Annotated in this window: 10 protein-coding genes; 7 read left to right on the forward strand and 3 right to left on the reverse strand. The window is 69.0% G+C overall.

From position 1 onward, the window contains the following. Positions 1-15 precede the first annotated feature (15 nt). From G6N61_RS28980 to G6N61_RS29005, 6 genes are all read left to right on the forward strand, one after another. Positions 16-2,028: a bifunctional copper resistance protein CopD/cytochrome c oxidase assembly protein gene (locus tag G6N61_RS28980; RefSeq protein ID WP_163924286.1), complete on the forward strand. Its 2,013-nt coding sequence runs from the start codon at positions 16-18 to the stop codon at positions 2,026-2,028. A 151-nt stretch (positions 2,029-2,179) separates the two neighbouring features. Beyond that, positions 2,180-2,686, forward strand: a complete 507-nt coding sequence (locus G6N61_RS28985) for a single-stranded DNA-binding protein (RefSeq protein WP_163924287.1) — start codon at positions 2,180-2,182, stop codon at positions 2,684-2,686. 92 nt (positions 2,687-2,778) lie between these two features. Next, positions 2,779-4,452, forward strand: a complete 1,674-nt coding sequence (gene ettA / locus G6N61_RS28990) for an energy-dependent translational throttle protein EttA (RefSeq protein WP_163924288.1) — start codon at positions 2,779-2,781, stop codon at positions 4,450-4,452. Positions 4,453-4,582: 130 nt separating this feature from the next. Then, positions 4,583-9,451 carry an NAD-glutamate dehydrogenase gene (locus G6N61_RS28995; RefSeq protein WP_163924289.1) on the forward strand — a complete coding sequence of 1,623 codons (4,869 nt, stop codon included), beginning with the start codon at positions 4,583-4,585 and terminating at the stop codon, positions 9,449-9,451. Continuing rightward, positions 9,448-9,888 (forward strand): acyl-CoA thioesterase, encoded by a 441-nt coding sequence (locus G6N61_RS29000; RefSeq protein WP_163924290.1) that lies wholly within the window; start codon positions 9,448-9,450, stop codon positions 9,886-9,888. The genes G6N61_RS28995 and G6N61_RS29000 overlap by 4 nt, the downstream gene beginning before the upstream one ends. Continuing rightward, entirely contained in the window at positions 9,885-10,568 is a 684-nt protein-coding gene (locus G6N61_RS29005) for a DUF8185 domain-containing protein (protein WP_163924291.1), read from the forward strand. The genes G6N61_RS29000 and G6N61_RS29005 overlap by 4 nt, the downstream gene beginning before the upstream one ends. A gap of 7 nt (positions 10,569-10,575) precedes the next feature. On the opposite strand, the gene G6N61_RS29010 is transcribed toward G6N61_RS29005, so the two are convergent. Beyond that, entirely contained in the window at positions 10,576-11,229 is a 654-nt protein-coding gene (locus G6N61_RS29010) for a TetR/AcrR family transcriptional regulator (RefSeq protein ID WP_163924292.1), read from the reverse strand. Between the two features lie 90 nt (positions 11,230-11,319). Here G6N61_RS29010 and G6N61_RS29015 point away from each other — a divergent pair, with 90 nt between their 5' ends. After that, positions 11,320-12,297 (forward strand): NAD(P)-dependent alcohol dehydrogenase, encoded by a 978-nt coding sequence (locus tag G6N61_RS29015; RefSeq protein WP_198339318.1) that lies wholly within the window; start codon positions 11,320-11,322, stop codon positions 12,295-12,297. A gap of 3 nt (positions 12,298-12,300) precedes the next feature. Here G6N61_RS29015 and G6N61_RS29020 read toward each other — a convergent pair whose 3' ends face one another. Both G6N61_RS29020 and G6N61_RS29025 read right to left on the reverse strand, forming a co-directional pair. Next, the gene (locus G6N61_RS29020) at positions 12,301-13,869 is read right to left on the reverse strand and encodes a glycoside hydrolase family 13 protein (protein ID WP_163924293.1); all 1,569 of its coding nucleotides are present in this window, start codon (positions 13,867-13,869) and stop codon (positions 12,301-12,303) included. Positions 13,870-13,890: 21 nt separating this feature from the next. Then, on the reverse strand, positions 13,891-14,286 hold the full coding sequence (locus tag G6N61_RS29025) for a globin (protein WP_163924294.1): 396 nt from the start codon (positions 14,284-14,286) through the stop codon (positions 13,891-13,893). Positions 14,287-14,386: the final 100 nt, after the last annotated feature.

A 14,386-nucleotide genomic window follows, 5' to 3' on the forward strand; every position in this document is an offset into this window, starting at 1 on the left:
CAATACCCTGGTGGCATGACCACCACCACCGCGCCGCCGAGTACCCGCCGTGGTGCGGTCGGCCCGATCCTGGTGGCCGTCGCACTGCTCGCCGGGTGCACCGCTGCGGGGCTGGGCGCGCTGGCGCTGGCCGACGCACTCACCGCCACCGGGCTGCCCGATCCGGGTCCGATCACCAGCTACGGCCTGCCGTTCGTGCGGGCTGCGGGCGAGATCGCCGCCGTCGTGGCCGTCGGCTCCTTCCTGTTCGCCGCGTTCCTGGTGCCGCCGCAGACCAGCGGCGTGCTCGACGTCGCCGGGTACCGCGCGCTGCGCATCGGCACCGTCGCGTCCGGGACGTGGGCGGTGTGCGCGGCGCTGCTGGTGCCGTTGACCGTCTCCGACGTCACTGGTCAACCGCTGACCCCGCAGCTCAGTCCATCGTCCATCTGGTCGGTGGCCGGTCTCGTCGAGACGGCCGGGCTGTGGCGCTGGACCGCGGCGCTGGCCGCCATCGTCACCATCGCGGCCATCCCGGTGCTGCGCTGGTCGTGGACCCCGCTGCTGTTCGCCGGCTCGCTAGTGACCCTGCTCCCGCTGGCCCTTGCCGGTCACTCGTCGTCGGGTGGCTCGCACGACCTGGCCACCAACAGCCTGATCATGCACCTCGTCGCGGGCGCGATCTGGGCAGGCGGCCTGCTTGCGCTGCTGGTCCACGCGCTGCGCGGTGGGGCGCACGCCGACGTCGCGGCGCGGCGATTCTCCGCGATCGCGCTGTGGTGCTTCGTCGCGATGGCGGTATCCGGCGTCGTCAACGCGCTGGTGCGGATCCGGCCGGAGGATCTGCTGACCAGCAGCTACGGCGGCCTGATCGTGGCCAAGGTCGTCGCCTTGGGCGTACTGGCCTTCATCGGCTGGCAGCACCGGCGGCGGAGCGTGGCCGCGTTGGCCGAGGACGCCGAGAGCCGCCGTCCACTGATCCGGCTCGCCGTGGTCGAGGCGGTGGTGTTCGCGCTGACGTTCGGCATCGCTGTGGCACTCGGACGGACGCCGCCCCCGCCGCCGCTCGTGCTCAACCCGTCGATCCCCGCCGTCGAACTGGGCTACGACCTCGCGGGTCCGCCCACGGTGGCGCGGCTGCTGTTCGACTGGCGCTTCGACCTGATCCTTGGCACGGCGGCGCTGGTCTTCGCTGCCGTCTACGTCGCGGGCGTCGTGCGGCTGCGCCGTCGCGGCGACGCCTGGCCGACCGGACGCATCGTCGCCTGGCTGTGCGGTTGCGCCGTGCTGCTGTTCACGACGTCGTCGGGGGTCGGGCGCTACATGCCCGCGATGTTCAGCGTGCACATGTCGGCGCACATGCTGCTGTCGATGCTGGTGCCGGTCCTGCTGGTCCTCGGAGCGCCGGTGACGCTGGCGCTGCGGGCACTGCCCGCCGCAGGCCGCGGCGATCCGCCGGGCCTGCGGGAGTGGCTGCTCGCCGCGCTGCACAGCAAGGTGTCGAGGTTCCTGACGCACCCGATCGTGGCGCTGGTCCTCTTCGTGGCCGGCTTCTACGGTCTGTACTTCGGTGGGCTGTTCGACGCCGCCGCGGACAGTCACGCCGCGCACGTGGCGATGAACGTGCACTTCCTGCTCAGTGGGTACCTGTTCTACTGGGTCGTGATCGGCGTCGACCCGACGCCACGCCCGATTCCGCCGTTGGCCAAGCTCGGCATCGTGTTCGCCTCACTGCCGCTGCACGCCTTCTTCGGCGTCGTGCTGATGGGCACCAAGGCGCTGCTCGCCGGGGACTTCTACGAGTCGCTGGGCCTGCCGTGGCACACCGACCTCGTCGACGACCAGAAGCTCGGCGGTGCGATCGCGTGGTCGGCGGGCGAGGTGCCATTGGTCCTGGTCCTGCTCGCACTGCTGATCCAGTGGCGCCGAACCGACCAGCGCACCGCGACGCGCATGGACCGCGCTGCCGACCGCGACGACGACGCCGACCTCGCGGCGTACAACGCGATGCTGGCTCAGATGGCCAAGCGCGAGTCCGAGTCGCGCTAGCGAGGACCGCCTCGGCCATCCATCCCCAGTCCGGGATTCATCAACAGCGCGGCGCCGTCGGCGCGGTTCTGCCGCGTCCTCGTCACCCCTCGCACCGTGAATGAAGGTGTCCACCGTGGACATCGCCAGTAGCGATACGAGAGGAACACCAATGTTCGAGACACCCATCGCCCTCGTCGGCAACATCGTCAGCGAGCCCGTGCGGCGCCGCGTCGGCGAGCAGGACCTCACCCGCCTCCGGGTGGCCAGCAACTCCCGCCGCAAGGCGGCCGACGGCAGCTGGCAGGCCGGGGACACGCTGTACGTGACGGTCAGCTGCTGGGGTGCGCTGGCGCTGGGAGCCGGCGGATCGCTGGTCAAGGGCGACCCGGTCGTGGTCGTCGGCCACCTCTACACCAATGAGTACGACGACAAGGAGGGCAACAAGCGCTCGACCAACGAGATCCGCGCCATCTCCGTCGGGCCGGACCTCGCGCGCAGCGTCGCACGCATCACCTCGACGCGACGACTGGTTGGCGTCGGTCCCGGCGCCGGCGACGGTGGCGATGCGGGCACGGAATCCGCCGGCACCGGCCACGCCGACCCCGGCGACGTCGACGACGACGGTGCGGACGGCTTGTCGGACGCGTCGGAGGCGGGGCTGACGCTCACGGCGTAGCCGCCCGACAGCCTCCGTCGGCTCGGCCGACGCGGTCACGCCTAGGATGGTCTCCGAGCATCACCCGGGGAGACGAAAGGCAACGCAACGGCATGGCCGAATTCATCTACACGATGCGGAAGGTCCGCAAGGCGCACGGCGACAAGGTCATCCTCGACGACGTCACGCTGAACTTCCTTCCCGGCGCGAAGATCGGCGTCGTCGGGCCCAACGGTGCCGGCAAGTCGAGCGTCTTGCGGATCATGGCCGGTCTCGACCAGGCCAACAACGGCGACGCCTACCTGCAGCCGGGCGCGACGGTCGGGATCCTGATGCAGGAGCCCGAACTCGACGAGGACAAGACCGTCCGCGAGAACGTCGAAGCCGGCGTGGCGATCAAGGGCAAGCTCAACCGGTACAACGAGGTCGCCGAGCTGATGGCGACCGACTACACCGACGAACTCATGGAGGAGATGGGCCGGCTCCAGGAGGAACTCGACGCCGCGGACGCCTGGGACATCGACAGCCAGCTCGAGCAGGCGATGGACGCCCTGCGCTGCCCCCCGCCCGACGAGCCGGTCAACCACCTCTCCGGTGGTGAGCGGCGCCGCGTCGCGCTCTGCCGACTGCTGCTGTCGAAGCCGGACCTGCTGCTGCTCGACGAGCCCACCAACCACCTCGACGCCGAGAGCGTGATGTGGCTCGAGCAGCACCTCGCCGACTACAAGGGCGCCATCCTCGCCGTCACCCACGACCGGTACTTCCTGGACAACGTCGCCGAGTGGATCCTCGAACTCGACCGCGGTCGGGCGTACCCCTACGAGGGCAACTACTCGACGTACCTGGAGAAGAAGGCCGAGCGCATCGCCGTGCAGGGCCGCAAGGACGCCAAACTGCACAAGCGCCTGACCGAGGAACTCGCCTGGGTGCGGTCCGGTGCCAAGGCACGGCAGGCCAAGAACAAGGCGCGCCTGAGCCGCTACGACGAGATGGTCGCCGAGGCGGAGAAGACGCGCAAGCTCGACTTCGAGGAGATCCAGATCCCGACGGGCCCACGCCTGGGCAACGTCGTGGTCGAGGTGAGCCACCTCGACAAGGGCTTCGCGGGTCGCACGTTGATCAAGGACCTCTCGTTCACGCTGCCCCGCAACGGCATCGTCGGCGTGATCGGCCCCAACGGCGTCGGCAAGACCACGCTGTTCAAGACGATCGTCGGCCTCGAAGCGCCCGACAGCGGTGAGGTGAAGGTCGGCGAGACCGTCAAGCTCAGCTACGTCGATCAGAACCGTGGCGGCATCGACCCGAAGAAGAACGTGTGGCAGGTCGTCTCCGATGGTCTGGACTTCATCGAGGTCGGCCAGAACGAGATCCCGTCGCGCGCCTACGTCTCGGCGTTCGGCTTCAAGGGACCCGATCAGCAGAAGCCGGCGGGGGTGCTCTCCGGTGGTGAGCGCAACCGCCTGAACCTGGCGTTGACGCTCAAGGAGGGCGGCAACCTGATCCTGCTCGACGAGCCGACCAACGACCTCGACGTGGAGACGCTGTCCTCGCTGGAGAACGCGCTGGAGTCGTTCCCCGGCTGCGCCGTGGTCATTTCTCACGATCGCTGGTTCCTGGATCGCACCTGCACGCACATCCTCGCCTGGGAGGGCGACGACGACAACGAGGCGAAGTGGTTCTGGTTCGAGGGCAACTTCGTTGCCTACGAGGAGAACAAGGTCGAACGACTCGGCATCGATGCGGCGCGTCCGCACCGCGTGACGCATCGCCGGTTGACCCGCGACTGATCTCGCCGGGTAGGAGCGCGGGGGCCACGGGGGCTACTAGTGTCGCTGCTGCGTGCCATCGCTCCGCCGTCCCCGTGGGGTTGGCGGAGCAGGCCAACGACGGACGGCGCGCAGGCGGGAGTAGATCGGCATGACGGTGATTCCGGGAGGCAGCAGGGGCGCCGACGGCTCGGCTGAGACGACCACGATTCCCAGCCAGGACCCCAACGCCACGCTCGCCAGGGCGTACCTGCAGACCCACCGGGGACCGCACGGCGACGCACCCGCCGCGGACTCCACCATCACCGCGCCGATCGCCCGTTCCATCGCGGGCGGCATCGTCACGCCTGCCCTGCTCGCCGCTCACGGCAAGGTGGGCCGCAAGCGGTCGATGGGTGAGACAAAGGTCGCGGTGTACGCCTCGGGTGACCAATCCGGTTGCGGCCCCGCGATACAGATCGTCACCGACGCCAGCGCGATGTCGATGGATTCGGTCACCGTGCTGCTGCATCGCCTCGGCGTCGCCTACGTGGCGATCATGAACCCGGTGTTCCGGGTGCGCCGCAGCGCCAATGGCGAGCTACTCGACATGCAGCCCGCCGCCGACCCGCAGGCAGCGAGGGACGGCATCGACGAATCCTGGATCCACGTCGAACTCTCGCCGTCCGCCGACGCGAAGGCCGTGACGGAGGCGGCCGAGTTGCTGCCCAACGTGCTCGCCGATGCCCGCCAGGTCGCCGTCGACACCGGCGCGCTGAACGCCATGCTGGTCGGGCTGGCCAACGCGCTTGACTCCGACGTCGCGGGCAACTTCCCGAGTTACGACCGCCGCGACGTGGCGGCGCTGCTGCGCTGGCTGGCGGCCGGGCACTTCGTGATGCTCGGCTACCAGCGCTGTGCGGTGCGCAACGGCGAGGCGTCGGTCGAGCCCGCCAGCCGGCTCGGCGTGCTGCGGCTGCGCACCGACGTGCTGCCGCAGCTCACCGGCGACGACGACCTGCTGGTGCTCGCCCAGGCCACCATGCCGAGCTACCTGCGCTACGGCGCGTACCCGTACATCGTGGTGGTCCGGGAGAACCTGCCCGGTGGCACCACCATCGAGCACCGGTTCGTGGGACTCTTCACGGTCGCCGCGGCGAATGCGAACGTGCTCGAGATTCCGCTGATCTCGCGCCGTGTCAACGAGGCGCTGGCGCTCGCGCACGGCGACCCCAGCCATCCCGGTCAGCTGATCCTCGACATCATCCAGACCATCCCGCGGCCGGAACTGTTCTCGCTCACCGCGCGTGACCTACTCGAGCGGGCCAAGGCCGTGGTGGACCTCGGTTCCCGGCGACGGGCACTGCTGTTCCTGCGGGCCGACAAGCTCGCGCACTTCGTGTCGTGCCTGGTGTACCTGCCGCGTGACCGGTACACCACCGCCGTGCGGTTGGAGATGCAGGACATCCTGGTCCGCGAGTTCGGTGGCCTGAGCATCGAGTACACCGCGCGCGTCAGCGAATCCCCATGGGCGGTCGTCCACTTCACGGTCAAGCTGCCGGACGGCTCGGCGCGGACCGAAGTCGATACGTCGCTGGAGAACGAGACGCGGGTACAGAGCCTGCTGACCGAGGCTGCCCGGACGTGGGGTGACCGGCTGATGGGCGCGGTGCGCGACGGCGCCATCAGCCACACCGACGCCGAGCACTACGCGGCGGCGTTCCCGGAGGTCTACAAGCAGGCGTTCAGCCCGGACGATGCGATCGCGGACATCGAGATCATCGAGCAGCTGTCCGACGACTCGGTCAAGTTGGTGTTCGCCGACGGCGCCGAAGACCATGCCGCGCAATTGACCTGGTACCTCGGCGGGCGGTCGGCATCGCTGAGCGAGCTGCTGCCGATGCTGCAGTCGATGGGCGTGGTCGTGCTCGAGGAGCGGCCGTTCACCGTCACCCGCAACGACGGTCTGCCGGTGTGGATCTACCAGTTCAAGATCGCGGTGCATCCGTCGATACCGGATCCCGACGACGCCGAGGAACGTGCCGCCACCGCCACCCGGTTCGCCGACGCCGTCACCGCCATCTGGCAGGGCCGGGTCGAGATCGACCGGTTCAACGAGCTGGTGTTGCGGGCAGGGCTCACCTGGCAGCAGGTGACGATTCTGCGTAGTTACGCGAAGTACCTGCGGCAGGCCGGTTTTCCCTACAGCCAGAGCCACATCGAGACCGTCGTCAACGGCAACCCGGACACTTCGGTCGCGCTGGTGCGGCTGTTCGAGGCGCTGTTCGATCCGTCGGAGTCCGACACCCGCCCCGATGCGCAGGCCGCGGCCGCCGTCGTCGCGGCCGACATCGAGGCGCTCGTCAGCCTCGACACCGACCGCGTGCTGCGCGCGTTCGCCTCGATGATCCAGGCGACCCTGCGCACCAACTACTTCGTCACCCGGGCCGGCTCGGCCCGCGAGCAGAACGTGTTGTCGATCAAGCTCAATCCGCGCCTGATCGACGAACTTCCGCTGCCGCGGCCGAAGTACGAGATCTTCGTGTACTCCCCGCGGGTGGAGGGCGTGCACCTGCGCTTCGGCAACGTCGCGCGCGGTGGCCTGCGGTGGTCGGACCGCAGAGAGGACTTCCGCACCGAGGTCCTCGGGCTCGTCAAGGCCCAGGCGGTCAAGAACGCCGTGATCGTGCCCGTCGGCGCCAAGGGCGGGTTCGTGCTGAAGAACCCGCCGTCGCCGACCGGCGACCCGGCCGCCGACCGCGACGCGCAGCGTGCCGAGGGCGTGGCCTGCTACCGCCTGTTCATCGGCGGTCTGCTCGACGTCACCGACAACGTCGACACCGTGAGCGGCAACGTCACGGTGCCCGACCAGGTGGTGCGTCGCGACGGCGACGACGCCTATCTGGTGGTGGCCGCGGACAAGGGCACCGCCACGTTCTCCGACATCGCCAACGAGGTCGCGAAGTCCTACGGCTTCTGGCTCGGCGATGCGTTCGCCTCTGGCGGGTCGGTGGGCTACGACCACAAGGCGATGGGCATCACGGCCAAGGGCGCTTGGGAGTCGGTCAAGAGACACTTCCGCGAGATGGGCCACGACACGCAGACCGAGGACTTCACCGTGGTGGGCGTCGGTGACATGAGCGGTGACGTGTTCGGCAACGGGATGTTGCTGTCCAAGCACATTCGGCTGGTCGCGGCGTTCGACCACCGGCACGTCTTCCTCGACCCGAACCCCGACGCGGCGAGTTCGTGGGACGAGCGCAACCGCATGTTCGCCCTGCCGCGGTCGAGTTGGGACGACTACGACCGCAGCCTGCTCAGCGAGGGCGGCGGCATCTACAGCAGGGAGCAGAAGTCCATCCCGATCAGCCCCCAGGTCCGCGCGGCGCTGGGCCTGTCGGGCGACGTCGAGGAGATGACGCCGCCTGCCCTGATGAAGGCCATCCTGCTGGCGCCGGTCGATCTGTTCTGGAACGGCGGCATCGGCACCTACGTCAAGGCCGAGACCGAGTCCGACGCCGACGTCGGTGACCGCGCCAACGACCCGATCCGCGTCAACGGAAACCAGTTGCGCGCCAAGGTCGTTGGCGAGGGCGGCAACCTCGGCGTGACGCAACGCGGCCGCATCGAGTTCGACCTCAACGGCGGCCGGATCAACACCGACGCGATGGACAACTCCGCGGGCGTCGACTGCTCGGACCACGAGGTCAACATCAAGATCCTCGTCGACGCGCTCGTCACGGCGGGCAAGGTCAGCGCCGGGGAGCGCACCGATCTGCTGATGTCGATGACCGACGAGGTCGGACAGCTCGTGCTCGCCGACAACGCCTCGCAGAACGACCTGATGGGAACCAGCCGCGCCAACTCGGCGAGCTTGCTGCCCGTGCACTCGCGTCAGATCAAGGAACTCACCGCCAGCCGGGGACTGAACCGCGAACTCGAGGCGCTGCCGCCGGAGAAGGAGATCCGCAGGCGCATCGACCTCGGGCTGGGCCTCACCTCACCGGAGTTGGCGACGCTCATGGCGCACGTCAAGCTGGCCCTGAAGGACGACCTGCTGGCGACGGACCTGCCCGACCAGGAGGTGTTCGCGGCGCGTCTGCCCGAGTACTTCCCCTCGCAGCTGCGCGAGGGCTTCGGTCCCGACATCCGTACCCACCAACTGCGGCGCGAGATCGTGACGACCATGCTCGTCAACGATCTCGTCGACACTAGCGGGATCACCTACGCCTACCGGGTCACGGAGGACACCGGCGTGGGACCGGTCGACGCGGTGCGGAGCTTCGTGGCCGTCGACGAGATCTTCCGCGTCGGCGAGGTGTGGCTCGGCATCAGAGCCGCAGCGGCACAGGGCGTTCCGGTCTCGGTGACGGACCGTCTGACGCTGGATCTGCGCAGGCTCATCGACCGGGCGAGCCGGTGGCTGCTGAACTACCGTCCGCAACCGCTGGCAGTCGGCGCCGAGGTGAACCGTTTCGCGTCGAAGGTGGCCGCGCTGACCCCGCGGATGTCGGAGTGGCTGCGTGGGGCCGACAAGGACATCGTGGAGAAGCAGTCCGCCGAGTTCACCGCCAAGGGCGTCTCGGCGGATCTCGCGACGATGGTCGCGACGGGGCTCTATCAGTACAGCCTGCTCGACATCATCGACATCGCCGACATCGTGGACCGTGAGCCTGCAGAGGTGGCCGACGTCTACTTCGCGCTGATGGATCACCTCGGCACCGACGGACTGCTGACCGCCGTGTCGGGCCTGGCCCGCGACGACCGTTGGCATTCGTTGGCCCGTCTGGCGATTCGCGACGACATCTATGGATCGCTGCGCGCCCTGTGCCTCGACGTGCTGGCCGTGGGCGAGCCGGAGGAGACCGGCGAGCAGAAGATCGAGGAGTGGGAGCACACGAACAGCTCGCGCGTCGCGCGCGCACGGCGCACCCTCACCGAGATCTACACCGACGGCGAGAAGGACCTGGCGACGCTGTCGGTGGCTGCGCGCCAGATACGAAGCATGACCAGGACGAGCGGAACGGGAGCCACCGGGTGACGAGCGAGCCGCCACGGACTGACGGCCAGGAGCGGTTCACGACACCGGTGCCGGTGCGATGGTCGGACATCGACATGTACCAGCACGTCAATCACGCGACGATGGTGACGATCCTGGAAGAGGCGCGCGTGCCGTTCCTCACCAAGCCCTTCGCCGACGACTTCGCGACCACCGGGCTGCTGATCGCCGAGGTACGAGTCGCGTACAAGGGTCAGTTGCGACTCGCCGATTCGCCACTGCAGGTGACGATTTGGGTCAACCGCCTGCGCGCGGTCGACTTCACGCTCGGTTACGAGGTGCGTTCGGTGCTGGCGGATCCGGATTCCAAGCCCGCGGTGATCGCGGAGACGCAGCTGGCCGCGTTCGACATCGGGGCGCAGAAGTTGGTGCGCCTGGCGCCGCATCATCGGGAGTACCTCCAGCGCTACCAGCGATGAGCGCCGGGGAGCGCGGTCTGTGGCTCGACGGCGGCGCGCAACGCGACGACCTGGCGACGTTCGTCGAGCGGACGTTGCGGCTCGACGAGTCGGCCGTGATCAGGCTCCGTGAACGGGCCGACGGACGAGTCGTCGCCTGGGTCGCAACGGGTTTCGACGTCCTTGCCAGTCGCGTCGTCGGTGGTCGGGTGCGTCCCGCGGACCTGTCCGCCGGCGCCGACGCGCTGGCACGTTCGCTACCTGCGATGGACGACTCGGGCTTCGTGGAGACGGGCTTCGCCATGGATTCGGCGTGGCGTGGTGCCCTACCCCCGGACAGCGGATTCGTTCACCTCGACGACGTGCCTGTGCGCGCGGTGCTCGACCTGGCACAGCGCGGCGTCACCCTGGCCAAGGAGCACGGCAGCGCGCACGGTCCCCCGGCATCGCTGCTTGACCAGGAGGTCGTGGCCGTCAGCTCGGGCGATGCGTCGGTGGGCGTTCCCATGCGGTGCGTGTTCGCCTTGACGGCAATGGGTTTCCTGCCGCAGTCGCCTTCGCGAGCCGACGACTTCTCCCCGGAGTCGGTGGCCGCCGACGAGGTCGTGCGGGTACGCGTACACCCGTCGTGGTTGCGCGTCGACGCGAGGTTCGGCACGGTGTACCGCCGCCGCGGCGACCCGGCGCTGGTCTTGCGCTAGGACGCGGTCACCGGGGGCGGGAACGCAGGTGATCGCGAAGTAGGAACTCGGGGGCCGGCGGCAGAGCGTGATCGCCGGTGACCTCGAACGCCCGCAGGAAGTGCGCCGCGAGGCGAGCCGAGGCGGGACGTGGATCGGGATTGTCGGCTATCAGACCGGCGTTGGTGACCAGAACCAGTAGGACGTCCTCGGCGGTGACGTCCGATCGCATCCGGCCTGCCGATTGGCATCTGGCGACCAGCATCGCCAAACGGTCCCGCGCCTGATCCAGGCGGTCGTCGGTGAAGTGGGGATGCCTCAGCAGGAAGGTCTGCGAGAAGGCCCGGTCTTCGCACTGCATGCTGCAAACCCGATTCACCAGCGTGCACAGCGCATCCCATGGATCGGGGCTGGCCACGGCATCCTCGAGCGCGGTGCTGCACTCGCCGAGCTGGTCGGTGTAGGCAGCGACCACGAGGTCCTCGCGGGTCGGGAAACGGCGGTACAGCGTGGCGAGGCCGACACCGGCGCGGCGAGCCACGGTCGCCATCGGCGCGTCTAGTCCGCGTGCGGAGAACACCTCCTTGGCCGCCCGCACCATCCGTTCTCGATTGAGGGCGGCGTCGCTACGCAAGGCGCCTGCGGCGCTCGCGACACCGTCGTGAGACGTTTCGGTGGGCATCCTTCTCACTTCGGCCGAGGCGGAGTCGTCGGGTGGCGGCGTCCGTTGACATCGAGTGTACGAACACCCACCGGCCAGGGGAGTCACTTGATGTCGCAGATGCGTGCCGCGCTGTACGACCGCTTCGGACCACCGGACGTGCTGTACGAGGGGACGGCTCTCATGCCGAGAACCCCCGCGGACGGCGTCCTGGTCAAGGTGGCCGCGGCGACGGTCAACGGTGGCGAATTGACCGTCCGATCGGGTGAACTGCCGAGGTGGTTGATGCGCAACCCATTTCCTCGACAGATGGGGCTCGACTTCGTCGGGAAGGTCGCCGAGCTGGGTAGCGCGGTGACCGGCTACGCGGTCGGCGACGCGGTGTGGGGGTTGCTCGACGAGAAACCGGATGCGAGCGGTCAGAGCCTGCGCAGCCTCGCCGAGTACGTGGTGGTGCGGCCGTCGCAGATGTCCCGCGCGCCTGCGACTCTCGACCCGGTGCAGGCGGCCACGATCCCCGCCGGCGGCCTCACGGCCCTGTTGGCGCTGCGTCGGGAGGCCCGGCTACGCCCGGGTGAGGAGCTGCTGGTGCGTGGTGCAGGTGGCGGTGTCGGCAGCATGGTGGTCCAACTCGGCCGTGCGTTCGGCGCCGAGGTCACGGCACTCGGCGGGGCGCCGAGCCTCGACTTCGTCAGGCAGCTCGGTGCAGTACGCGCCCATGATCACCGCACCACGGGACCGGATGAGTTGGGCCGGTTCGACGTCGTGGTCGACGCCGTGGGCACCGATCTGCATCGGTATCGGCGTCTGCTGAGGCCGGGCGGACGCATGGTCGCCGTGCGCTTCGACACCGACCACGTGGTCCGTAGCCTCGCCGGGATCGGCGCATCAGTAGTGCACGGGGGCAGGCGCATTCGGTTCTTCCGGGGTGCGCCCGACCACGAGCTGTTCACCGAACTCGCACGGCTGGCCGACGACGGCACCATCCGGCCGGTCGTCGACACGGTCTATCCGCTGTCCCGGATCGCCGATGCGCACCGTCACCTCGAGCGTGGCGGCGTGCGCGGCAAGATCGTCGTCACGATCTGACGGCTAGGACACCCAGGCCGCGGCGTTGGGCGGCAGGTCGCCGCGAACCAGGGGAGCGCTGCTGATCAGGACGTCCTCGTCGGACAGCGGCACGGGGTGGTCGGTCGCGTTGAGCAGACACGTGACGCCGTCGGGGCCGCGGAAGGCGAGCACTCCGGTCGGCGTCGCGAGCCATTCGACGCCGGTGCCGAGATCGGTTCTGCCGTGCCTGAGTTCGATTGCGCGGCGGAAGAACTCCAGCGTCGAGCCCTCGACGCCGTCCTGCTTCGCCACGGTCAGCGCCGCCCATTCGGGAGGCATCGGCAGCCATGTGTCGGGTGAGGAGCTGAAGCCGAACGGTGGCGCCTCCCCCGACCACGGCATGGGCACCCGGCATCCGTCGCGGCCACGCTCGGTGCGATCGGATCGTTCCCACACCGGGTCTTGCAGCACCTCGTCGGGCAGGTCGACGTTGGGCAGGCCGAGTTCTTCGCCGTTGTAGACGAACACCACGCCGGGCAGCGCGAGCATCACCAGCGCCATCGCCCGCGCACGCGCCAGTCCGATCTCGCCGCCACCGTAGCGACTGACCTCCCGGTCGACGTCGTGATTCGACAGCGTCCACGTCGGGGGCGAGCCGGCCAGATCCGCTGCCGCAAGCGAGTTCTCGATGGCCTCACGCACCTCGATCGCGTCGAACTCAGCGCGGACGAGGCGGAAGTTGAAGCCCAGGTGCAGTTCGTCGGGCCGCAGGTACTTCGCGAAGTCCTCGTTGTCGAACACCCAGATCTCGCCGATCGTGACGGCCTCGGGATGGTCGTTGACGACGGTCCTGATCCCGCGGTGGATGTCGTGCACCCCGTCGTGGTTGAAGCGCGGGTCCTGCGAGTCGTGGCTCAGCATCGCCAGATCGGTGGTCGCCATGTCGGGTAGGCCAGGTGGCTTCGACATGCCGTGCGCGACGTCGATGCGGAACCCGTCGACGCCCCGCTCCAGCCAGAACCGCAGCGTCTTCTCGAGGTCGTCGAAGACCTCCGGGTTCTCCCAGTTGAGGTCGGGCTGCTCGGGGTCGAACAGGTGCAGGTACCACTCGCCCGGGTTGCCGTCGGGTTCGACGACGCGGGTCCACGCGGGGCCACCGAAGACCGACACCCAGTTGTTCGGGGGATGGATGCCTGCGTCGCCGCTGCCCTCGCGGAAGACGTAGCGCTCACGTTGGGCGCTGCCAGGGCCGGCGGCCAGCGCCGCCTCGAACCACGGGTGCCGGGAGCTGGTGTGGTTCGGGACGAGATCCATCGTGATCTTGATGTCGCGCGCGTGCGCAGCCTCGATCAGCCGGTCCAGCGCGTCGAGCCCACCGAAGATCGGGTCGACGTCGCGGGGGTCGGCCACGTCGTAGCCGTGGTCGGCCATCGGCGAGACCATCACCGGGTTCAGCCACAGGGCGTCGACGCCGAGCCGGGCCAGGTAGTCCAGGCCGTCGGTGACGCCGTCGAGGTCCCCGACGCCGTCTCCGTTGCTATCGCGGAACGACCGTGGGTAGGCCTGGTAGAACACGGCGCGGGACCACCACGCGTCGGGGGATTGGGTCACGCCAACCCATCCTGCCGCAAGTCAGAACGTCGAGTTGACCATCGACTGGGCCGCCATCTCGAGGTAGTCCAGCAGCGCCTTGCGATGGGCGTCGTCGAGCGTCTGCGAGTCGATCTCCGCAACTGCCGTGTGCATGCACCGCAGCCAGGCGTCGCGTTCGAGGAAGCCGATCCGGAACGGCGCGTGACGCATCCGCAGCCGCGGGTGTCCGCGCTGGTCGGAGTAGGTCCGCGGGCCGCCCCAGTACTGCTCGAGGAACATGAGCAGACGGACTTCGGCGGCCGCGAGGTCTTCCTCCGGGTAGAGCGGGCGCAGGATCTCGTCGTCGCGCACCAGCTCGTAGAAGCGGCCCACGATCCTGCGGAAGGTCTCCGCGCCGCCGACCGCGTCGTAGAACGACCGGGAATCGTCTGTCACGGCGTCCATTGTCCTCCGCTGTCGCGGGGCTGCGTCGCAGGCGTCGGCGTCACGCGTTGTTCATCGAACTGACCTGCGAACACGGTCAGAATTGTCGTGC

Origin of the sequence: Mycolicibacterium arabiense (assembly GCF_010731815.2) — a bacterium.
GTDB classification, from domain to species: domain Bacteria; phylum Actinomycetota; class Actinomycetes; order Mycobacteriales; family Mycobacteriaceae; genus Mycobacterium; species Mycobacterium arabiense.